Source organism: Mucilaginibacter psychrotolerans (genome assembly GCF_004519315.1).
Classification (GTDB): Bacteria; Bacteroidota; Bacteroidia; order Sphingobacteriales; family Sphingobacteriaceae; genus Mucilaginibacter; species Mucilaginibacter psychrotolerans.
The window spans coordinates 313,052-335,570 of sequence record NZ_SOZE01000003.1; the positions used below are offsets into that span (position 1 = coordinate 313,052).

The following is a 22,519-nucleotide window of genomic DNA, read 5'->3' on the forward strand; positions in this document are numbered from 1 at the left end:
AGCAAAAAAGCCATAATTTAGGCAACCACTCACCGTTCTCTACTCACCATTCACCAACATACTAATTCAACGCCGGGTTCTCGGGGAAGTTGGCTATGTGCGCAAAACGCTGCCCGAGACTGATGACTGTTTTTTTCCAGAGATTATCCTGGCTGTTGCCAAAGATTGTGTTGGCCTCGTATTTATCTGCTACTATCCAGGCATCTTCGCGCAGTTCATTATCCAGTTGCCCTGGCGTCCAGCCGCTGTAGCCGGTAAAAAACCGTATTTCGGATTCGTTTAGCTGATAGGTGGTTATCAGTTCCTTTATTTTTTGGAAGTCGCCTCCCCAAAAAATACCTTCGGCAATCTCGATGCCGTCTGTTATTTTTTCGGGGCAGCGATGTATATAATGCAACGTATCCGGCGATACCGGCCCGCCCGTGTACACGGGTATTTCTGAGTAAGATACATCAGGTAGGATATCGCCCAATAAATATTCGGTTTCGTGGTTAAGGATAAAGCCCATTGCCCCGGCCTCCGAATACTCGGTAAGAATAATAACCGACCGCTTGAAGTTGGGATCGGGCATAAAGGGTTCTGATAAAAGCAAGCGCCCAGTGGCAGCCGGTGTTGGACTAAGCATGGATGTAATTTATGTTGTTATAACGCCAAATGTAAAATTATGTTCAATATCACTTAAAATGCCCACTATAACAATATGTACGGTATAATTAATTTGTAAGTTTGCGATAATGAACGAACAAGATATACAGAGCTTAAGGCAGGATTACAGTGCGGCCTCGCTAAGCGAAACCGATGTAGATGCTAACCCAATGCGCCAGTTTGACAAATGGTTTAACGACGCAATTAACGCAAAAGTACATGAGCCCAACGCCATGACACTTGCTACCGCAACTACCGATGGACGCCCCTCCGCACGAATAGTGCTTTTGAAAGGCTTCAGCGACGACGGGTTTAAATTTTACACTAACTACCTTAGTCGCAAAGGTAAAGAGATAAGCAAGAACCCATTAGGCGCGCTTACTTTTTTTTGGGGTGATTTGGAGCGCCAGGTACGCGTAGAGGGTACTATAGAAAAACTCGACCGTAACTACTCCGAAAAATATTTCCACTCGCGCCCTAAGGGAAGCCAGCTTGGTGCAATAGCCTCGCCGCAGAGCCAGGAAATTGAAAGCCGCGAGGTATTAGAGCAAAAAATGGCCGAACTGGAAGCCGAATATGCCGATAAAGAGATTCCTAAGCCAGCTTTCTGGGGTGGATATGTTTTGCGCCCCCGCATGATAGAGTTTTGGCAGGGCCGTGGTAGCCGCCTGCACGATAGAATAGTTTTCAAAAAAACCGACAACAAAACCTGGAAGATAGTACGCCTGGCGCCATGACCATCGACGAGATCAAATCATTGCTTACGGAGAAATTTGGCGAAGGCATCGTAACCGGCGAAGAGCGAACAGGCATGCAGCCCGCACTGTTGATTGATGCTGATCGCATTGCCGACGTTTGCCTGGAATTACGCAATAATCCGGGTACTTACTTCGACTTTTTAAGCTGCCTAAGTGGGGTTGACTATGGTGTTGAAGCTGGCCGTTTTGGCGTGGTTTACCATTTATCGTCTATCCCCTACAATTTGAAGCTGGTATTAAAGATAAGCAAGGCAAATGACCGAAATTTGGAGGAGCTTCCCTCCTTTCCCAGCATTACATCTGTTTACCGCGCCGCCGATTGGCACGAACGAGAGGCTTACGATATGCTGGGCATCTATTTCGAGGGCCACCCCGATTTGCGCAGATTGCTAATGCCCGATGATTGGGAAGGCTTTCCGTTACGGAAAGACTACGCTAACGCAGAGTACTATAAAGGGATAAAGATAGATTAAATGATTTCGGAAGTTTAACCACCAACGTCATTGCGGGGAACGAAGCAATATTTACGCTAAGCAAAAACGCTTTGCAAATCGGGAGATTGCTTCGTTCCTCGCAATGACGGATGAAAATAGACAACATTGATCACCACAACATCAAAATATAACATCGCTTTAGAAAGGTATCACAAAAAGATAGCCGATGCTGCCGTGGAGGATATGGTGCTGAACATGGGGCCGCAGCATCCATCAACCCATGGGGTTTTGCGGCTGGAATTGATTACCGATGGCGAGATTGTAAAAGAAGTTATCCCGCACATCGGTTACCTGCACCGTTGCTTTGAGAAACACGCCGAATCGCTTACTTATCAGCAAACCATCCCTTTTACCGATAGGATGGATTACCTGGCAAGTATGAACAACAGCCACGCCTGGGTAATGGGTGTGGAACGCATGCTGGGCATAGATAAGGATATCCCCAAACGTATTGAATATATCCGCGTGCTGGTTTGTGAATTGAACCGCATCGCATCGCACCTCATAGCCATTGGCACTTACGGTATTGATATTGGTGCCTTCACCCCTTTCCTGTGGTGTTTCCGCGACCGCGAGCACATCATGGGCATGCTGGAATGGGCATCGGGTTCGCGCATGCTGTATAATTATATATGGGTGGGTGGCTTGTTTTACGATTTGCCTGTAGGCTTTGAAGAACGCTGCCGCGAATTTGTAGACTACTTCCGCCCTAAAATGGTGGAACTTAATCGCCTGCTTACCGATAACCAGATATTCATCAGCCGCACCGCCAACGTGGGCGTATTGCCTTTAGATGTAGCCATCAACTATGGTTGCAGTGGGCCGGTACTTCGCGGATCGGGGTTGAAATATGATTTGCGCCGGATCGATAATTATTCGGCCTACCCCGAATTGGAATTTGATGTACCCATCGGCACCGGCAAAATGGGCACAGTAGGCGATTGTTGGGACAGGTATAAAGTAAGAGTTGACGAAATAGATGAATCGCTCAAAATAATCGGGCAATGCCTCGACCGCCTGCAAAAGGAGCTGAAACGCACGCCTGATTTCGACCCACGTGCAAAGCTTCCCCGCAAACTCACCCCCAAACCGCAGGATTATTATATACGCGCCGAAGGTACCAAGGGCGAATTAGGCTTTTATTTCATACACGATAGCGACCGCAAAGAAATCCCTTTCCGCGTAAAATCGCGCGGGCCAAGCTTTTGCAACCTATCAGTATTGGAAGAATTGGGCAAAGGCGTAATGATAGCAGACCTTATTGCAACTATCGGCTCACTCGATTTCGTATTAGGAGAAGTGGATAGGTAATTGAGGTTAGAGGCCGGAGGTTAGAGATTAGGTAGAAACCTGGTACATTCCTTCATACAATCCGGTATTCGTTTTCCCAATAATTCGTGGAATTCGTGTTTTTTTAAATTCGTGGAATTCGTGTTAGTTCAAATTCGTAAAATTCGTGTCTTTTCAAATTCGTGGAATTCGTGTTATTTGAAATTCGTGCTTTTTCAAATTAGTTTAATTCGTGTTAATTAAATTCGTGTTCATAATTATCTTAGCAACTATGAAAAATACCCATACCCTATCGCGCTTCCTCCGCGCAAAAAACATCGCCATATTGCTGGCAGTCCCGGTGCTCTTTGTAGCCGGCACAGCCTCGGCACAAATCAAAGATCCTATTGTAGACAACATCGTAAAAGAAGGCACCGACAATTCGCAGCTGGTAACGCTGGCGCATCAACTGTTCGATGGTATCGGCCCGCGCCTGGTAGGTACGCCACAGATGGAACAGGCCGGGCAATGGGCACTGCAAAAATATAAGGAATATGGTATCACTGCCCGCTACGAAAAATGGGGCGACTGGCGTGGCTGGGAACGCGGCATATCGCACATTGATATGGTTACGCCACGCGTAAAATCACTGGAAGGCACACAGCTGGCCTGGAGCCCCGGTATGAAAAAGGCCGTAACCGCCGAAACTATCATCCTGCCCGAGTTTGCCGATTCCATCGCTTTCCAAAAATGGCTACCCGCTGCCAAAGGAAAATTCGTGATGATATCCATGAATCAGCCAACCGGCAGACCAGATTATAACTGGACGGAATTCGGCACCAAAGAATCCTTCGATAAATTAAAAGCAGATCGCGCTGCCCAAACCGATGCCTGGCGCAAACGTATCAGCAATACCGGTTTAACCGCACGTACATTGCCGGTTGCCTTAGAAAAGGCAGGCGCAGCAGGTATAATTACCTCTAACTGGTCGGCAGGTTTTGGGGTGGATAAAATATTTGGCGCTTACACCAAAAAAGTTCCTACGGTAGATATCGCACTGGAAGATTATGGCATGCTATACCGCCTTACCGAAAAGGGCGAGAAACCAACCATCAAAATATTGGCCGAATCTAAAGAGCTTGGCGCAGTGCCAACTTTCAACATCATTGGCGAGATAAAAGGATCCGAAAAACCGGATGAATATGTGATGCTTTCTGCCCATTTCGATTCCTGGGATGGCGGCCAGGGCGCAACCGATAACGGTACCGGCACCCTCACCATGATGGAAGCAATGCGCATCCTCAAAAAAATATACCCTAACCCCAAACGTACTATTCTAGTTGGCCATTGGGGAAGCGAAGAGCAAGGATTGAATGGCTCACGCGCATTTGTGGAAGACCACCCCGAAATTGTAGCCAACCTGCAGGCGCTTTTCAACCAGGATAACGGTACCGGCCGCGTGGTAAACATAGCGGGCCAGGGCTTCTTAAACAGCTACGATTATATTACCCGCTGGTTAAGCAAAGTACCTGCCGGCATCCGCGACCAGATAACCACCAATTTCCCTGGCGCACCAGGCGGCGGCGGATCAGATTTCGCCTCTTTCGTGGCCGTAGGCGCACCGGGCTTCTCGCTCAGCTCCAACAGTTGGAGTTACGGCAATTACACCTGGCACACCAATCGTGATACGTATGATAAAATCGTTTTCGATGACGTAAGGAACAACGCTATTCTTACGGCGATACTGGTTTACATGGCCTGCGAAGACCCTGCAAAAACCTCGCGCGACCGTATCGTATTGCCCATAAACACCAAAACCGGCGAACCAACCAAATGGCCCGCCCAGGTAAAAGCAAACAGGCACGGAGGATTTGAATAGGTCTGAATCAGAATTCACAAAATTTTAGAATGAACAGAATTTATTGATTAATTTGATTAACAAATTGCACATCTTTTTCTGAAAATCCTTTAACCCTGAAAATTCTTATTCAGACAAGCACAGCTCAGCCGCTGTGCTTTTTATTTTAAATTAACCGTGTTGCCCATAGCTTACAGCTATATTAATCATTAGATTAATGCCTCCTTATTTGCTTAATTTAGCAAACCATTTATGGGCTATTACGTATCTTAGGCATAGTTTGAAAAATCAATTAATGAAGAAATTATTAATTATTCTGTTTTTGTTGCCGGTTTATTGCGTGGCCCAGTCGGCCGGCGATTACATGACCAGTGGCAACACTAAAGCAAATATGAAGGATTATAAACAAGCTATTCTTGATTTTAATCGTTCAATTCAAATGAATCCGGGCATTGCAAGGGTGTATTTGTACCGGGCCAATGCTAAAAGTAATATAGGCGATTATGCCGGTGCAGTTGAAGACTTTACCAAGGCTTTAAACCTTAACCCCCGCCTTATAGATGCCTGGCATTACCGTGCCAACGCCAAAAGCAATTTAAAAGATTATGCGGGCAGCGTTGCCGATTTTAATAAAGCTATTACCCTTAACCCGGTAAAAGGCGAATTATATAAATACCGTGCCGTGGGCAAGGCTAACCTGGGCGATAATAAAGGTGCCCTTGCCGATTTCGATATGGCAGAAAAGCTGTTGCCTGGCGATGCAGACCTGATATTCTATCGCGCAAATTCCAAAGGCAATATGGGCGATTATCAGGGTGCTATTACTGACTACGACGCAACAATAAAGATGGAACCGAGTAACGCCGAAGCATGGTTTTACCGTGCAAATGCTAAAGCCAATCTGCGAGATTATAAAGGAGCAATTGCAGATTATAAACGGGTGATTGACCTGAACCCGCAGATGCCGGAGCTTTATCATTACCTGGCATCAGCATCGAGTAATGCAGATGATGATAAGGGGGCAATAGAATTTTTCGACAAAGCCATCGAGCAAAACCCTAAAAGGGCGGAGCTTTTCGTGGGCAGGGCTATTTCTAAAAATAACATGGAAGACCGGAGCGGCGCAATTGAAGACCTTAGCCACGCTATCACGCTTAACCCAAAATACGACGAGGCTTACCAGAATCGGGCCGATGTAAAGATCAACATGAAGAACTTTACCGGCGCGGTTGCAGATGCCGATACTGCTATCAACCTAAACGCCAAAAATGCCTATGGGTATATGTCGCGTGCTAAGGCTAAAATAGAAATGAACGACACCGTAGGTGCCCTGGCCGATTTTACCACTACCTTAAAATTGGAGCCAAAAGCCTCATATGCTTATTTGGGCAGTGCCGATATAAAAGCCGCGCAACATGATTATGCTACGGCAATTGCGCTTTACAGCAAATCGTTACTGTATGACCCTCGTAACCCTAATGCATTATTGCATCGCGCACGCATAAAAATGAAAAACGGTGATATAGAGGGTAGTTTAACCGATTACAAAGCTGCTATAGCCTCAACCCCACAGAACAACGATTTATATGTTGATTACGGCAAGGCCTTAATCTCTTCTGGGCGGTACACGCAGGCTGTACAGCTATTTGATGATGCGTTGGTGGTAAACCCTCAGAACATCTATTTTTATAGTTACCGCGGCGTAGCCAAAAGCAAACTGGCCGACCTTGAAGGTGCCATGACCGACCATAACATGGCTATAAAACTAGCCCCCTCCTCATCAGATGCATTCATTAACCGGGGCAACAGCCTGGTGGCATTGCAAAAGTACGATGAGGCCCTGATCGATATCAACAAAGGCATCTCCTTAAACGAAACAAATGATGATGCCTACCTGGCACGCGCCGATCTTAAGCTGGCCAAACAGGAATACCTGGGTGCCATTTACGATTATATTAATGTTTTACTAATTAATCAAAACAATGTAAAAGCCTATGCCGGCCGCGCCATTGCCGAAAGCTTTACCGGCGACACGTTAGCCATGAAGAAGGATTTTGCTATGGCACTTAAACTGGAACCTAAAAGCAGTGAAGTTTACATGGCCCGTGCCATTGCACGCATCAACCTGAAAAATTGGGCCTACGCCATGGCCGATTTAAATACCGTAATAACACTCGACCCTAAAAACGCCGCTGCTTATCTAAATCGTGGCGTTATCAAGGCACAGCGTGGCGAAAAAACAGCCGGTTGCGCCGATATCAATAAAGCTATAAGTCTGGGCTCTAAAGATGCAGTAGATAAACTGGCTTTGTATTGTAAGTAGAGATTGGGGTTAGAGACCAGAGGTTTTAGAAGTAAGAGGTTGGTTGTTAATCCTAAGGCATACAGAAAGGGCTGTGCGATAATAAGGCCCTACCATACAATATAAAAAGGCCTTTGCGCACAGCACTATTTCCTGTTAATCGAATATCAAATAACTTTTTTATCGTTCATATAGTTCCAGCGGCAAGCCGTCCGGATCCTGGAAGAAAGTAAAGCGCTTGCCGGTGGTTTCGTCTACACGGATGGGTTCCGTTTCTACACTGTACTCGTTCAGGTGAAAAACCGCTTCTTCGATATTATCCACCTCGAAAGCCAGATGCCTTAAGCCCGATGCCTCGGGGCGGGATGGCCTTGCGGGCGGGTTGGGAAAAGAGAATAACTCTATTTGGTATTGGCCACCTACTTCGAGGTCTAATTTATAAGAATCCCTTGCTTCGCGATAAGTTTCTAGTACTATATTAAAGCCAAGCACTTCGGTATAGAAGTGCCTGGCTTTAATATAATCCGAGCAAATTATAGCTATATGGTGTATTTTATTCAGCTTCAGCATTAGGCTTCACCAAGGCTTACATGCAATACGTTGCTGTGTACCATCTTAATATCGGTGATGTTACCGAACAATTCCTCGTCTATTGTGGTGTTGCCGATGCCGTTAACGGTACCCAGTAAGCTAAATTCTACCTCGCTGGTAGCCATCATTTCGATGAAACGTTCCTGGTCGTCAGGCGCAATACTCACCACTACCCTACCCTGTGCCTCGCCGAAAAGGAAGGCATCTTTACGGATGCTGTTATCGCTATCGATATCGAAACCTAATCCATTCGGCAGGCACGATTCTACCAATGCAATGTATAAACCACCATCGGCCACATCATGCGCAGATTGCACTACTTTATGTTTGATGAGTTCCTTAACCACCTGGTGCATGGCGTATTCTTTATCGATATCGAAATATGGTGCCGGCGCGGCAGTTATTTTATGATAAGATGCCAAATATTGTGAAGAAGCAATATCGTTTTGAGATTCACCAATTAAATAAATCAGGTCGCCTGGTTGTTTAAAATCAAGCGTCATTAAATTGTCCTGATCGTCCATTACGCCCAGCATGCCTATGGTTGGCGTTGGGAATACAGGGCCTTCATCGCTCGATTGGTTGTAGAAGCTTACGTTACCACCGGTTACCGGGGTCTCAAATTTGCGGCAGGCTTCGCCCATGCCTTTTATCGCCCCTACAAATTGCCAGTAAACTTCGGGCTTGTAAGGGTTACCAAAGTTTAAGCAGTTGGTAATGGCAACCGGCTCGCCACCTGCACAGGTAATGTTACGTGCAGCTTCGGCAACAGCAATGGCGGTACCTTTTTGCGGATCGGCATATACGTAGCGCGAGTTGCAATCGCAGGTAAGCACGATAGCTTTATTGGTTTCTTTAACTGCAACTACTGCGGCATCGCTTGGGCGATTGGTAGTCATAGTGGCGGTACCAATCATCGAATCGTATTGATCCGTAACCCAACGTTTCGAAGCGATATTAGGGTGGGCTATCAAATGTTCCGCAACATCTACCAAATCGGCAGGTTCGGCAACATCTTCTATCTTAAATTTCTGGTTTTCGGCAAAATAAGCCGGTTCGCGGTATTCGCGTTCGTATATCGGTGCGCCGCCGCCAAGCACTAAATCATCGGCGGGTACATCGGCAACTTTTACACCGTTCATGAAGTATTCAAGGCGCTGGGTATCAGTAACCTCGCCTATAATGGCGCAGTTCAAATCCCATTTATCAAAAACAGCTTCTACAAGGGCTTCTTTTCCTTTTTCTACCACAATAAGCATACGCTCCTGCGATTCGGAAAGTAAAATCTCGTAAGGTTTCATGTTTTCCTGGCGCATCGGCACGCGATCCAGGTGGATGATCATGCCATGCTCGCCTTTAGCGCTCATCTCCGAGTTGGAGCAGATAATACCTGCCGCACCCATGTCCTGCATACCTATAACCGCACCGGTTTTTATTACTTCTAAGGTAGCTTCGAGCAGAAGTTTCTCCTGGAAGGGGTCGCCAACCTGCACTGCCGGCAAATCGTTTACCGAATCTTCGGTAATATCTTTCGATGCGAAAGCCGCGCCATGTATACCATCCTTACCCGTTGCAGAACCAACAATGTAAACCGGGTTGCCAACGCCGTAAGACGTTGCCGAAACGGTTTCGCCCGCTTTAACGATACCTGCCGAGAAAGCGTTTACCAACGGGTTGATGTTATAGCATTCATCGAAGAACAGCTCGCCGCCAACGGTTGGAATACCGAATGCATTACCGTAATGGCTGATGCCTTTTACCACGCCCTTTACCAACCACTTAGTTTTATCGAGGCTGAGATCGCCGAAGCGCAAAGAGTTCATCTGGGCAATAGGTCTTGCACCCATAGTAAATATATCACGGTTGATACCGCCCACGCCTGTAGCGGCACCCTGATAAGGTTCAAGCGCCGAGGGGTGGTTATGAGATTCTATTTTGAAAGCACAGCCTATACCATCGCCAAGGTCCACTAAGCCTGCATTTTCTTCACCTGCTTTAGCCAGCATACGGGGGCTATCTTTAGGTAATGTTTTTAGCCAGGTAATGGAGTTTTTGTACGAGCAATGCTCGCTCCACATTACTGCGAAGATCGATAGCTCGGTAAAGTTGGGCACGCGGCCCATTATCTCGTTTATTCTGGCAAATTCTTCGGGTAAAAGACCAAGGTCTTTGGCGGTTTCAACGGTTGTTAATTCCTGGTTCTCCAATGTTTAATTGTTTATGTTGAAAGGATGTGCAAAATTAAGAAAAAAGTTGGAAACGTTGTGAGAAGTTGGAAGGGTTAGAAGGGTTAAAAAGGTTGGAAAAGTTCGGAGAGGTTTAACCCCGATAACTTTTACGCAAAAATGGCCCTACCGAAAATCCACGGCAGGGCCTTCAAATCACCCTACAAAACTTATATCTCACCGCGACATTTCCAACTTCTTTAACTTTTCCAACCTTTCCAACTTAGATTTACTCGGTAGGCAGTTGGAAATTGATTGGGATGGTGTACCTCACCCTTACCGGCTGGCCGTTCTGAATGCCGGGTTTCCAGGCTTTGGCAAGCTTGAGTACACGCATGGCTTCCTCGTCGAATCCATAACCGGCACCACGTACAACGGTTATATTAGATAGCTCGCCATTTTTTTCTATCACGAAACTCATAATTACCCTACCCGACACACCGGCATCCTGCGCCTGTGCCGGAAAACGCAAGGCTTTACCCAGAAATTTGCCGAATGCGGCCATGCCGCCGTAAGGTTCCGGGTTTACTTCCAGACCGATGCCAGAGGGTACTATCTCCTCATCATTGCCACCAGTAGTAGACGGACCAACCGGACCGTTATCTACAATCGCAGGGGGGCCATCAGTGCCCTTTATGGTTTGAGCGCCAATCTCACTGGTCAATTCGATATTCTTAGGCGGGTCTGTAGCGACCGGATCATTGGTGATTGTTGGCGTAATAAATTGTGTAGTAGTAACAGGTGCTGCCGGTTTTGCAGGAGGCGTAGCTTTATGGGTTTCCGGCTTGACTTCTTTAGGTTTTTCCGGCGGCGCTATTTTAATATCTTTATTTACATATTCGTGGATAATATATTCCTCCTTAGGCACCGATTTGAAGGCATAGCTTAATGCCAGCGCTCCGGTAATAACCAACGCGAATGCAATCCCCATAGCTTTGTTTAGCGTGCCTGAGTAATGATGCCTGAGGTCATAAGCACCGTAAGCTTTGTTGCGGTCGTCGAATACAAGGTCGAGCCACTCGCTCTTGTACAAATCAAATTTCGTGTTTAGCATAACGTTTAGAATTAAATTTTTCTATATAACGTTATGACAATATAAAATGTTGTGCAATTTGGAATTATTACAGAATATTTATTTGTTTAAATCAAAATATCAAAATTTTATATTGCGAAACCCCATTTATTGAAATTATTATCGGGCTGGCAAAGCTTGAATTTACCATTTATCCGTAGCCACTTTCTTTACTGGCTCTACGGTACGTAAAACGGGTACCCTATCCATGTATTTAATAAGTCTGGACGCCGTAGTTTTGCAAAACGCACCAACCTGGTCAAGGTATGCATCGGTATCTTTTTCGCTGTATTTGGTCCAGATTTTCTCCAGCGGAAACTCTATCCCCGGTTGCGTAACCATATTGCCGTATCGGTTTATCTTATAAGGCTTAAATACAAAATCGCCGAGTTTAAAACGGTATTTCTGGTCCTTTACGTCGATAGTGAAAGTATAAGTAACCTCGCCGCCCTCCTTTTTGCTCACCAGCGAATTGGTATAGAGCACCGTTTTATCTTTGGCTATTATGGTGCCGGCAGATTCCTTGCCGCTGGCTTTTAGTTCCTGGCTTTTCATGAATGCCAGGGCACGGTTATATAGGGTATCGGCAGTAAAGTCTTTTTTGTCAACCACCTGGTAGTACACGTATTTATTGTTTTCGTCGGACTGAAGCAGGTCTTTTTGCGCGCGGGCGGTATTGATTGCCAGGATGCAGGCGATACAGAGAAATATTTTTTTCATATAATAAAGATAAGCCATCCATAAACAAATATGGATGGCTTACCAGAAATAATTTAAACGATGTGTTTATTAGAATGCGTAAACAGCTGCTAACACAAACTGCGATGCAGATTTGGTTGGCATAGAGCTGCTGTTAACAAAAAGTTGGTCTTTAGCTTTATCAAGGCGTAATTCAGGGATCACGGTCAATGGGCCAGCTTTAATGTTTGAAGTTAAAGTGAATGCTTTAACATTTGTGCTACCGGCACCGGCATCTTTCCATTTGAAGTACTCAGCTCTTAAACCGAATGATACTGCAGGGCTTGCAGCGATCTGTGGGTACAAAGCAACGCCAGTAAAGCCACCCGGTCCGTTTGGTGCGTTGAAATCAGCAGCGTTTAAACCTAATTTAAAGGCATCGGTGATTTGATAAGCAGTTGTCAAATCAATTTCAGTACCTGATGTTTTGCCGCTAACAAGGTTAATGTACGCTGTCCAACCTTTTGCAGGGCTTAAGAACAACTGAGCACCTAAAGTAGATACATCTTTGGTAGATGAATAGTTGTTCCAGCTATCGTTGAATACACCAACCATTAAGCTTGCTTTGTCTGAAAAAGTGTAAGTACCTTTCAAACCTGCATTTTGGAACGGACCGTTGGTGAACAGGTACGAAGTTGAGTAGTTGAAGTTACCTACCGGAGAAATTACTTCATAACCTACAAACGTAGCCATGTAACCACCTGTAACGGTAAACTTATCGCTCAAATCGTACGATACGTATAAGTTCTGGATGTGGTAAGAATCGCCGCTTGCACCGTTAGGGATTGATTGTGCCTGACCGCGAGGACCGAAGCTCATTTCACCAACGAAAGCAGCCTTACCTACTTTTTTCTTCAGGCCCAGGTCAATCATACCGATAGAGATAGAATTCTGCTCAGATGCAAAGCTGGTAGGGATGTTAGAACTACCGCTTGCCGATTTAAAGCCCGAGAAATCGTTTTTGTAGTAAGTATCTACCGAACCAAAAATAACCAACGGCGGATCTGCCTTAGGCGCATCCTGTGCCTTGGCGGTAAAAGTAGCTGCTGCTGCAAAAAATGATAAGAGTAAAAGTTTTCTTTTCATGAATAAGGAATTAAAATTTAATTATTTGTGTTAATTGTTGTTGTTCTTAAATATCTTTTGTCGGTAATTTTCCGTTTATGAGCTAATTTGCTTAGTTCAATACTTGCTTTTACTAAATTTCGCCGAGCTATATATAAACCCTTGCGCAGTTGGCGTGTGGCGGACAGCACTCCTGCTTAAGCCAGCCGCACAAGGGGTATTATTTAAAATCATCACAAACCTCAAGCAGGTTGTTTAACGCCTTTGTCCATAAGGTCGCTTAAACTAACGTCTTCTGCTTCTGCAGGATAAATCTCGATACCGTGATCGAATACATCGATACCACCAACACCAAGTTCGCCATGCTCTTCAACACGCAGTTTCCATGGATGTGGTAATTTGTTAATGATGTACATCATTGCAAATGCTATTATGAACACGGATGCTGTTATTACTAAGCTACCTAGCGCTTGTGCAGCAAGCACCGAGCCGCCGCCTCCGTAAAGCAAGCCTGTAACCGGGGCAGTATTATCTGCACCTGTAGGTGTTGTGAAACCGTATTGGCCTGATGCAAATAAACCCAAGGATAAAGTACCCCAGATACCGTTAAGACCGTGTACCGAGAATGCACCAACCGGATCGTCGATACGGAAGTACTCGATAAGGTAAACGCCACCGAAGATGATAAAACCGGCAATACCGCCTAACATGATAGAACCAAATGGACTAACCCAGTAGCAAGGGCAGGTAATAGCAACTAACCCGGCCAGGAAACCGTTTACAGTAAAAGCTAAATCAAATTTGCCTTTTGTAGGGCCCCACCATAATGCGGCAAGCATAGCGGTAAAACCGCCGGCGCAAGCTGCTAAAGTAGTGTTGGTAGCCACACGGCCAATACCCTGCATATCCATTGCGTTTAAAGTGGAACCAGGGTTAAAACCGTACCAGCCAAACCACAGGATAAAACCACCAACAGCGGCTATCAACAAGTTGTGACCTGCAGGTAAGCCGCCTTTTTCTTTATTATCGCGGGCAAAGATGCGGCCCAAACGTGGCCCTAATACGATTGCGCCGGCCAGCGATGCAACACCACCAATGGTGTGTACCACGGTAGACCCTGCAAAGTCGCGAAATGGCTGGCTCAATACTTTTGCAAACACGCCTGATGTACCCATTGTTGCCAGGAAACCATCAGGCCCCCAAGCCCAGTGGCCAATTATTGGGTAGATGAAACCAGTGATGCCGATAGAATAAAGGATATCGCCACGGAAACTTGTACGGCCTATCATAGCACCGGATACGATGGTTGAGCAGGTATCAGCAAACGCAAACTGGAATAGCCAGTGCGCAATTACAGGTACGCCATACGCAAGGTAGGTATCAGGCAAGTTTTGTAAGAAGAACCAAGTTTTACCGTCGGCACCACCCCAGCCAATAAAGCCGTTGCCCTGACCGAACATGAATGCATAACCGATAGCGTAAAATAAAATACCGCAAAGACAGGTATCGAAAATACACTCCATAAGTACGTTAACAGTTTCTCTTTTACGGGCGAAACCAGCCTCGAGCATAACAAAGCCTGCCTGCATACCAAATACCAGGAAAGCGGCAACCAAAGTCCACACCGTGTTAATGGTGTTCATCATTGTAGTTTCATGCGCGGTGTAAGTTTCTGCCGCATGCGCTGGTGTTCCGAAAAAGTTTGGAACAATCATCATTGCCATTACGACAAGAAACAGCCCAACCATTTTTCCGATAAAAATGGTAGCGCCGAGCTGCCATTTTTCCTTGGACAGCTGCCGAAACGAGTCCAGCAGGCTGATTTTTGTAGAATTACTCTTCATTCGTTGTTTAATTAAGTGGATTGATATGATAAAAAAGTCTTTTTAGCAAACGGGGGCGTAAAATCAGTTTATTAAACATCTAATCAATAATAAAATCTATAGAATTGGTATTGATTTCAATTTTTTTATGAAAATATGAATGAATTTTAATAAAAACAAATCACAAATGAAATATTTTCAATAAAAGAGGTTATATTTTTAATTATTAACATATAAAAACGCTGTTTTTATTTTTAAAAATCTAAATAAATCACAATTATTTATAAATTTTATAATTACACAGCTTATAAAGCCTAATATTTTGAGTTTTTTATAAAATTTACAAAAATTTAAACATAATTTAATTCAAAACACATACTATAAACGAATAATTTTAACAAATTGGTACTTTTTAAAGCATTTTAAGGTTTTTTATAGCGAGGTTAATATTATTTTGTCATATTAACCCTATCCTATAATCGATCTGCTTTATACTCTTTATTTTAAATGATTTCCTAATTTTGGGGTTACCAATCAGTAATACTTATGCCAAATATTCGATTCAGGGCGCTACGGACGGCGCTTAACCGCGAAATCCCCGAAATAAAAACGCCTTCCAACAAAATATCAGATTATTTTGGCGCAAATGTTTTCGATAAGCACAAGATGAAAGACTATCTTTCTACAGAAGCTTACAACGGCATAGCAAATTCTATTGATAACGGCGTAACTATTCCGCGCGAACTGGCAGAACAGGTGGCATCGGCCATGCGTGCCTGGGCCATGAGCAAAGGAGCCACCCATTATACCCACTGGTTTCAGCCACTAACCGGCAGCACGGCCGAAAAACACGATGCTTTTTTTGAACCCACCGCCAACGGCAGCGCTATAGAACGCTTCAGCGGTGATGCACTTGCCCAACAGGAGCCCGATGCATCCAGCTTCCCCAGCGGCGGCTTGCGAAACACTTTCGAGGCGCGCGGCTATACTGCCTGGGATCCCTCTTCGCCTGCCTTCGTTATCGGCCGCACGTTATGCATCCCTACAGTATTCGTATCGTACACCGGCGAAGCATTAGATTATAAGGTACCTTTATTAAAGGCATTAAGCGCCATGGATAAGGCGGCGGTTGATGTTTGCCATTATTTTGATAAAAGCATTGAGAAGGTGAACGCATCGCTGGGTATTGAGCAGGAATACTTTTTGGTTGATACCGCGCTGTTTAGTGCCCGGCCCGATCTGTTCCTCACCGGCCGCACGTTGTTCGGCCACATGTCGGCCAAAAACCAACAATTAGAAGATCATTACTTCGGTTCGATACCCAGCCGGGTGTATGCCTTTATGCAAGACATGGAGACCGAGGCCCTGCAATTGGGCATCCCACTAAAAACACGCCATAACGAAGTTGCGCCATCGCAGTTTGAGTGCGCACCGGTTTACGAGGAGATCAACCTCGCCATAGACCACAATCAACTGCTGATGGATATTATGGACCGCGTTGCCGACCGCCATAACTTTAAAGTACTGCTGCACGAGAAACCCTACGCCGGCATCAATGGCTCGGGCAAGCACAATAACTGGAGCCTGATTACCAACACCGGCAAAAACCTATTGTCGCCGGGCAAAACGCCTAAGAACAACCTGCAGTTTTTAACGTTCTTCGTAAACACCATCAAAGCCGTGCACGATCACGACGATCTGCTCAGGGCTTCCATCGCATCGGTAAATAACGACCACCGCCTTGGCGCCAACGAGGCACCGCCAGCCATCATTTCTATTTTCCTGGGCAGCCAGCTAAGTGAGGTTTTGGACGAGATTGATACCTCGCGCCTGAGCAAGAAAATAAAAGACGAGAACTCATTATGGCAGGGCATCCCCAAAATACCGCAAATATTGCCCGACAATACCGACCGTAACCGTACTTCTCCTTTCGCCTTTACCGGCAACAAGTTCGAGTTGCGTGCCGTGGGCTCCTCGGCAAACTCGGCCAGCCCCATGACGATATTGAACCTCATCGTGGCCGATCAACTGAAGAAATTTAAGGTAGACGTAGATAAGCTCATCAAAAAAGGCGAGAAGAAAGACGTAGCCTTGATGACCATTATTAAAAGGTATATCAAAGAATCGCGCAGCATACGTTTCGAAGGCAATGGTTACAGCGAGGAATGGGAACAGGAAGCGGCGAAACGCGGATTGGCTAACATTAAAACCACGCCTAAAGCCCTTGATGCCTTCTTATCAGACAAAGCCACAGAACTATTTGCAGAAACCGGCGTATTCACCCGCCGCGAAGCACTTGCCCGCCACGAGATACTGTTAGAGAGCTTCTATAAAAAACTACAGATAGAGGCCCGCGTAATTGGCGAGCTAGCCATCAATAGCATCATCCCGGCGGCAATTGCTTACCAAAGCAAGCTGGTAAATAATGTAAAAGGCCTCAAAGAAATAGGCCTGCCCGAAAGCAGCTATAGTGCCCAGATGGATATCATAGGCAAAATAGCCGAGCACATCAATGCCACCAAGTTAAATGTGGATGAAATGATAGGCGAGCGCAAAAAAGCCAATAAAATAGAAGATATACGCCAGCGCGCCATAGATTACGATGAAAAAGTTAAAACTTACTTCGCAACTATACGCTTCCATGTAGATAAGCTGGAACAACTGGTAGATGACGCTTTATGGCCGTTGCCGAAATTCAGAGAATTGCTGTTTACAAAATAAAATAGACACGAATTTAATAAACACGAATTTCCGCTAATTGAATCGAATTTCACGAATTTTCAGCTTCGTCCTATGGTTATACGTAGCAAGTCATCTTTTTAATTCGTGAAATTCGTCCCTTTTCGTGAATAATTCGTGTTAACTCAATTCGTGTTCATTACATAGGTTCACCATTGTCAAACTCGCGGGGCTGATATTCCTCTTCGGGTTTTTCGGGCAGGCCGAGGGCAAAGGAAGGGTCGGCTTTTAAAACCGAATTATACTGCACAACGCATAAGCCATAGCAAAGCACGAATGGGATAATGGTAAGGAATTTATCAGGCTCAACCAGGTACTCGCCCAGGGTAACGGAAAAATAAGCCAGCAGGTAGGCTATCGGAAAGTACACAATAAAGTACCGGTAAGCAGGGTTTTGCCGCATGGTAAGCAAAAACAATAGCAAAACATGCGTTTCTAACACTAAGAAAACCTTAACGCTTTCCCATATAGTGGCGGTTGAACTGGTAAAATTTACCGCGAGTGACATCTCCTGCTCAATGGAGGTTTTAGGCATGCCCAATATAAAACTTAAGATGACCAGCAGGACTAAATATATTCTAAACGTTATTTTCATTTACGCCCTAATATATGTTGTTGTATTTAATAATTACTAATGGTGCGCAAATAAATCAGTGTCGCGGTGCTGTTTTATCATTATCTCGCGGTATTTGCTCAACAGGGCCGATTTGCCCACGAAGCCAATAAACAGACCGTCCTTCATCACCGGCAATTGCCATACTTCAAGGCTATCGAAAAGTTCCATCACCCGGCTAACGGTATCGGTATGCGCAATTAATGCGGGCGGGGCAACCATGATATCTGCAACCGTTTCGCCTTCGGTATCAGTACCAAAAAGGTGCCGACGTATCTCATCCATCCAAATCACACCCTCCAGTTCACCGGCTGCCGTAAGTATCGGGAAGATGTTAGCGTCGGTGTTGGCCAATATTTGGTGTAGGCTGGTCAGCGGCATCTGCTTATTAATGGCCGTAAACTTTTTATTGATGATGGCATCCAGCGCAATGTTATTGAGCATCTGGTAATCCTGCCCGGGGTGGATATTATTTTCGTGTACCAGTTGGTGCCAATACATATTATGCGGGTTTGACAACTTGGCGATAATATAGGATATAGCCGATACGATCATCAAGGGAATAAACAGCACGTAGCCGCCGGTGATCTCAGCAATCAAAAATATCGCGGTGAGCGGCGCATGCAATACGCCACTTAGGGCACCGGCCATACCCACCGCAATAAAGTTACTCGTATTGAGGTGTATCAGCCCTGTTTGGTTTACGCCAAATGCCACCAATAAACCCAGGAATGCCCCAGTAAACATAGTGGGCGCAAATGTACCGCCGTTACCGCCCGAGCCAATAGTAATGCCGGCCGCCACTATCTTCATCAATACCAGCCCCGCTATAAATAGCAACATGAGCAATGGGTTCGATAGCGAAGCGCCAAAAAAGGTTTCCTCTTTAAGTGCTTCTATATTGCCGTTCAGTATCTCTTGCAAGTAATGGTAGCCTTCGGCAAAAAGCGGCGGGAACACCATAATCATAACACCTAAAATGAGCCCTCCCATTATCGCACGCACGTAACGGTTCTGGCCCATAAATATGCCTTTCTCTAAGCTGCCGCCAACTTTGGCAATGTAAATAGATACCCAGCCGCACAACAGCCCCAGCAATACGTAAAACGGTAGTGCCGGCATCACCCAACCATCCGTCACCAAATGGAACAACTGCCCCGAATACAATATTTTAGATACCACCACGCCCGTTGCCGATGCAATGAGCAGGGGTATAAACGTGGGGATGGTGATCTCCCCTATCAGTATCTCCAGCGAGAACAATACCCCGGCTATCGGGCTATTAAATACTGCCGCAATGCCTGCCGATGCGCCGGCCGCTATCAATACCGTTTTTTCGTAAGGGCTCAGCTTGAAAAGCCGGCCAAGATTTGAGCCTAAGGCGGCCCCAGTACACACAATAGGTGCCTCCAGGCCCGAAGAGCCCCCAAAGCCTACGGTGAGTGAACTGGTTACCAAATGCGAATAGATATTATTTAGCCTGATGTTGGAGCGGTTTTTTTTGATGTTAACCAGTATATTACCTATGCCCTTCTGCATCTTATCGCGGTTGATGAGGTGATGCCAGGCCACTGTAAGCAATATGCCCAGTGCAGGCAAAAACACATATATAATATGATAGGGCAAATGCGAGGATATATCACGGCTAAGCCCCTCCATTAAATGCACCAGGAATTTGAGGGCCACGGCAGCTAAGCCGCCAAATAAACCTACCGCTACGCTACAATAGATTAGAAAATTACGTTGGCCGTTAAGCGTGAGACGCAGTCGGTTGAGTTTATGACTTACAGATTTGAACATAGAAGAGGCAGATGTGGCAAATTAACAATTTTAGCCCGCAAAAGGGTATTAAGCAGTATATTTGCCCATGATTTCTCCGCAAAGATATGATCAACGGGGCGTATCTGCATCTAAAGACGATGTACATAATGCCATTAAAAATATTGATAAAGGAATTTTTCCTAAAGCATTCTGCAAAATTGTACCTGATATATTAACTAACGACCCCGACTACTGCAATATTATGCACGCCGATGGCGCGGGTACCAAATCGTCGCTGGCTTACACCTACTGGAAAGAAACCGGTGATATATCTGTTTGGCGGGGTATTGCCCAGGATGCCATCATCATGAACCTGGATGATTTGCTTTGTATAGGCGCGGTGGATAACATCCTGCTCTCATCTACCATAGGCCGAAACAAAAACCTTATTCCCGGCGAAGTAATAGCGGCCATCATCAATGGCACCGAAGAAATACTGGCAGAGCTTCGCGATGCAGGCATCGGCATTTACAGCACCGGCGGCGAAACTGCAGATGTGGGCGATCTGGTTCGCACCATTATTGTTGACAGCACAGTTACCTGCCGTATGAAACGTGCCGACGTAATATCTAACGACCGCATACAACCCGGTGACGTAATCGTAGGGCTGGCATCATACGGACAGGCTACATACGAGTCAGCGTACAACGGCGGCATGGGCTCTAACGGATTGACATCCGCCCGCCACGATGTTTTCAACAAAACCATCGCCGATAAATTCCCGGAAAGTTTTGACCCGGCAGTACCTTACGACCTGGTATTCTCGGGCAGCAAAAAATTAACCGACGAAATTGAGATAGGCAATGGTGAAACTGTAACTGCGGGTAAGTTGGTGCTTTCAGCTACGCGCACCTACGCCCCGATCATTAAAACCATTTTAGATCGGTACCGTAGCCAAATAAACGGCATGGTGCATTGCAGCGGCGGCGCACAAACCAAGGTGCTGCACTTTATAGATAGTTTGCATATTATCAAAGACAACCTCTTCCCTATCCCACCGTTATTTAAGCTGATCCAGGAAGAAAGCAACACCAGCTGGCAGGAGATGTATAAAGTATTCAACATGGGCCACCGTATGGAACTTTACATACCCCAGGAAATTGCCGCCGATATCATCGCCATATCCGAAAGCTTTGGCGTATCGGCGCAAATCATTGGCCGTGTAGAAGCTGCGGATAAAAAGAAGGTTACCGTTACGTCGGAATTTGGGGTGTTTGAGTATGAGTAAATAACAGTTATTTTGCAGGAGGATAATCCAGCATGTTAAGATTCCTCTCTGCACAATCAACGCTTATTTTATGGCTCATCTTCCTGGTAGAGAACCTGCTCGTTACGGCTATTGGTTTACTTGCAGGCTGGATAATACTTAAGCTTGGCAAAAAGCCTATCCGCCCGGCATCACCTACCGAAATATTGACCTGTATCGGCACCAATCTCATCAATACGGCAATCACCTACGCGGGTTTTTGGGGTTGGCAGCACGGCTATTTGATTTTCGGTTTTGATATCAACTGGTACATTATTGTTGATTTCCTGCTGCTGTTCCTCGCAATGGATCTGGCGATGTACGTGCTGCATTATGCCATCCACCAAATGGCCCTTTATAAGGTAATTCATCGTTTCCATCATCATTACCGCCACCCCATCCCCATCGACTTGTTCGTACTACACCCCTTGGAAACAATGAGTTTCGGCAGCTTGTGGTTATTTACGCTTGCGCTTTACCATTTCAATTTCTACGCGGTGCTTATTTACCTAAGTTTAAACGTAGTCTTCGGCATCATAGGCCATTTAGGCGTAGAGCCGCTGCCCGCTAAACTTCGCGACAGCTACCTGCTCAAATACCTAGGCACATCATCCTTCCACCACAACCATCATACCGATATTAAATACAATTTTGGTTTCTACACTAGCATTTGGGATAGGATATTTAAAACCTACAAAGCGTAGGTAAGCCACGTGCTTATTTTATGCCGGCATTTCTAACAACGCAAATGCACCATCCTTATAATGCAACGGCATGCCGGGCTCGTAGGCTATAGTGGTGTCTTTAATAAAAGTAAACCCACAGCTGATGTAATAGTTAATGAGACGATCGTTCCCGGCACCGGTATCTATACGGATAAGCTTAAGATTGTTTTCCTGTGCATATGCCCTGGCCCATACGATGATATGCTTAACCAGGTTTAGCCCGCGTGCCTGGTGGCTGGTGGCAATACGATGGATGTACATAGCGTGTGTGTCGTCGTTCAGTTCCTGCCAAATTTCGGGGTCGCTAAAGGTGAGGCAAAATACGCCGAGGATGTGGCCGTTTGCTAATATCTTATAATGCCTGTCCTCGTCTACTTCCTTTTCTATCTGTTCGGACTTAAAGCCATACCAATGGTTATTTCCTACTTGCTTTTGATAGGCTATGGCATCATCGTATAGCGGGAATATCGCGGGTATATCTTCTGGTGTGGTGTGTAGTATCTGAATTTGCATTTAATGTGCAGGAATTGTTATT

General features: G+C 45.6%; 18 protein-coding genes. 8 read left to right on the plus strand and 10 right to left on the minus strand.

Translation table 11 applies throughout. The annotated features are described in order from the left end of the window. Positions 1-61: 61 nt before the first annotated feature. Positions 62-571, minus strand: a complete 510-nt coding sequence (locus tag E2R66_RS05260; protein WP_240049234.1) for a YqgE/AlgH family protein — start codon at positions 569-571, stop codon at positions 62-64. A gap of 163 nt (positions 572-734) precedes the next feature. Here E2R66_RS05260 and pdxH point away from each other — a divergent pair, with 163 nt between their 5' ends. The 5 genes from pdxH to E2R66_RS05285 all read left to right on the plus strand — a co-directional run bounded on the left by pdxH (position 735) and on the right by E2R66_RS05285 (position 7,347). Then, positions 735-1,382, plus strand: a complete 648-nt coding sequence (gene pdxH / locus E2R66_RS05265) for a pyridoxamine 5'-phosphate oxidase (RefSeq protein ID WP_133227373.1) — start codon at positions 735-737, stop codon at positions 1,380-1,382. Continuing rightward, positions 1,379-1,876, plus strand: a complete 498-nt coding sequence (locus E2R66_RS05270; protein WP_133227375.1) for an NADH-quinone oxidoreductase subunit C — start codon at positions 1,379-1,381, stop codon at positions 1,874-1,876. The genes pdxH and E2R66_RS05270 overlap by 4 nt, the downstream gene beginning before the upstream one ends. A 204-nt stretch (positions 1,877-2,080) precedes the next feature. Beyond that, positions 2,081-3,208, plus strand: a complete 1,128-nt coding sequence (locus tag E2R66_RS05275) for an NADH-quinone oxidoreductase subunit D (RefSeq protein ID WP_240049240.1) — start codon at positions 2,081-2,083, stop codon at positions 3,206-3,208. A 250-nt stretch (positions 3,209-3,458) separates the two neighbouring features. Further along, entirely contained in the window at positions 3,459-5,045 is a 1,587-nt protein-coding gene (locus tag E2R66_RS05280; RefSeq protein ID WP_133227377.1) for a M20/M25/M40 family metallo-hydrolase, read from the plus strand. 274 nt (positions 5,046-5,319) lie between these two features. Beyond that, positions 5,320-7,347: a tetratricopeptide repeat protein gene (locus E2R66_RS05285; RefSeq protein WP_158288336.1), complete on the plus strand. Its 2,028-nt coding sequence runs from the start codon at positions 5,320-5,322 to the stop codon at positions 7,345-7,347. 159 nt (positions 7,348-7,506) lie between these two features. Here E2R66_RS05285 and gloA2 read toward each other — a convergent pair whose 3' ends face one another. The 6 genes from gloA2 to E2R66_RS05315 form a co-directional block, all read right to left on the minus strand. After that, on the minus strand, positions 7,507-7,896 hold the full coding sequence (gene gloA2 / locus E2R66_RS05290; protein ID WP_133227381.1) for an SMU1112c/YaeR family gloxylase I-like metalloprotein: 390 nt from the start codon (positions 7,894-7,896) through the stop codon (positions 7,507-7,509). After that, complete coding sequence (purL, locus tag E2R66_RS05295) at positions 7,896-10,124, minus strand: phosphoribosylformylglycinamidine synthase subunit PurL (RefSeq protein ID WP_133227383.1); 2,229 nt, start codon at positions 10,122-10,124, stop codon at positions 7,896-7,898. Before purL ends, gloA2 begins: the two co-directional genes overlap by 1 nt. 247 nt (positions 10,125-10,371) lie before the next feature. Further along, a complete protein-coding gene (locus E2R66_RS05300; protein ID WP_133227385.1) occupies positions 10,372-11,196 on the minus strand; it encodes an energy transducer TonB in 825 nt (274 codons plus the stop codon). A gap of 162 nt (positions 11,197-11,358) precedes the next feature. Then, complete coding sequence (locus tag E2R66_RS05305) at positions 11,359-11,934, minus strand: DUF4468 domain-containing protein (protein WP_158288337.1); 576 nt, start codon at positions 11,932-11,934, stop codon at positions 11,359-11,361. A 69-nt stretch (positions 11,935-12,003) separates the two neighbouring features. Next, on the minus strand, positions 12,004-13,038 hold the full coding sequence (locus E2R66_RS05310; RefSeq protein WP_133227389.1) for a porin: 1,035 nt from the start codon (positions 13,036-13,038) through the stop codon (positions 12,004-12,006). Between the two features lie 221 nt (positions 13,039-13,259). Next, positions 13,260-14,861: an ammonium transporter gene (locus E2R66_RS05315; RefSeq protein ID WP_133227391.1), complete on the minus strand. Its 1,602-nt coding sequence runs from the start codon at positions 14,859-14,861 to the stop codon at positions 13,260-13,262. 525 nt (positions 14,862-15,386) lie between these two features. Here E2R66_RS05315 and E2R66_RS05320 point away from each other — a divergent pair. Continuing rightward, positions 15,387-17,561: a glutamine synthetase III family protein gene (locus E2R66_RS05320; protein WP_133227393.1), complete on the plus strand. Its 2,175-nt coding sequence runs from the start codon at positions 15,387-15,389 to the stop codon at positions 17,559-17,561. 157 nt (positions 17,562-17,718) lie between these two features. Here E2R66_RS05320 and E2R66_RS05325 read toward each other — a convergent pair whose 3' ends face one another. Next, positions 17,719-18,174, minus strand: a complete 456-nt coding sequence (locus E2R66_RS05325) for a hypothetical protein (protein ID WP_133227395.1) — start codon at positions 18,172-18,174, stop codon at positions 17,719-17,721. A gap of 36 nt (positions 18,175-18,210) precedes the next feature. Next, positions 18,211-19,992, minus strand: a complete 1,782-nt coding sequence (locus E2R66_RS05330; RefSeq protein ID WP_133227397.1) for a chloride channel protein — start codon at positions 19,990-19,992, stop codon at positions 18,211-18,213. A 67-nt stretch (positions 19,993-20,059) separates the two neighbouring features. On the opposite strand from E2R66_RS05330, the gene E2R66_RS05335 reads away from it, so the two are divergent. Both E2R66_RS05335 and E2R66_RS05340 read left to right on the plus strand, forming a co-directional pair. Next, positions 20,060-21,241: an AIR synthase related protein gene (locus E2R66_RS05335; protein ID WP_192901944.1), complete on the plus strand. Its 1,182-nt coding sequence runs from the start codon at positions 20,060-20,062 to the stop codon at positions 21,239-21,241. A 32-nt stretch (positions 21,242-21,273) separates the two neighbouring features. Beyond that, positions 21,274-21,963, plus strand: a complete 690-nt coding sequence (locus E2R66_RS05340) for a sterol desaturase family protein (protein WP_133227399.1) — start codon at positions 21,274-21,276, stop codon at positions 21,961-21,963. Positions 21,964-21,981: 18 nt separating this feature from the next. On the opposite strand, the gene E2R66_RS05345 is transcribed toward E2R66_RS05340, so the two are convergent. Continuing rightward, entirely contained in the window at positions 21,982-22,497 is a 516-nt protein-coding gene (locus tag E2R66_RS05345; RefSeq protein ID WP_133227401.1) for a GNAT family N-acetyltransferase, read from the minus strand. Between the last annotated feature and the right edge of the window lie 22 nt (positions 22,498-22,519).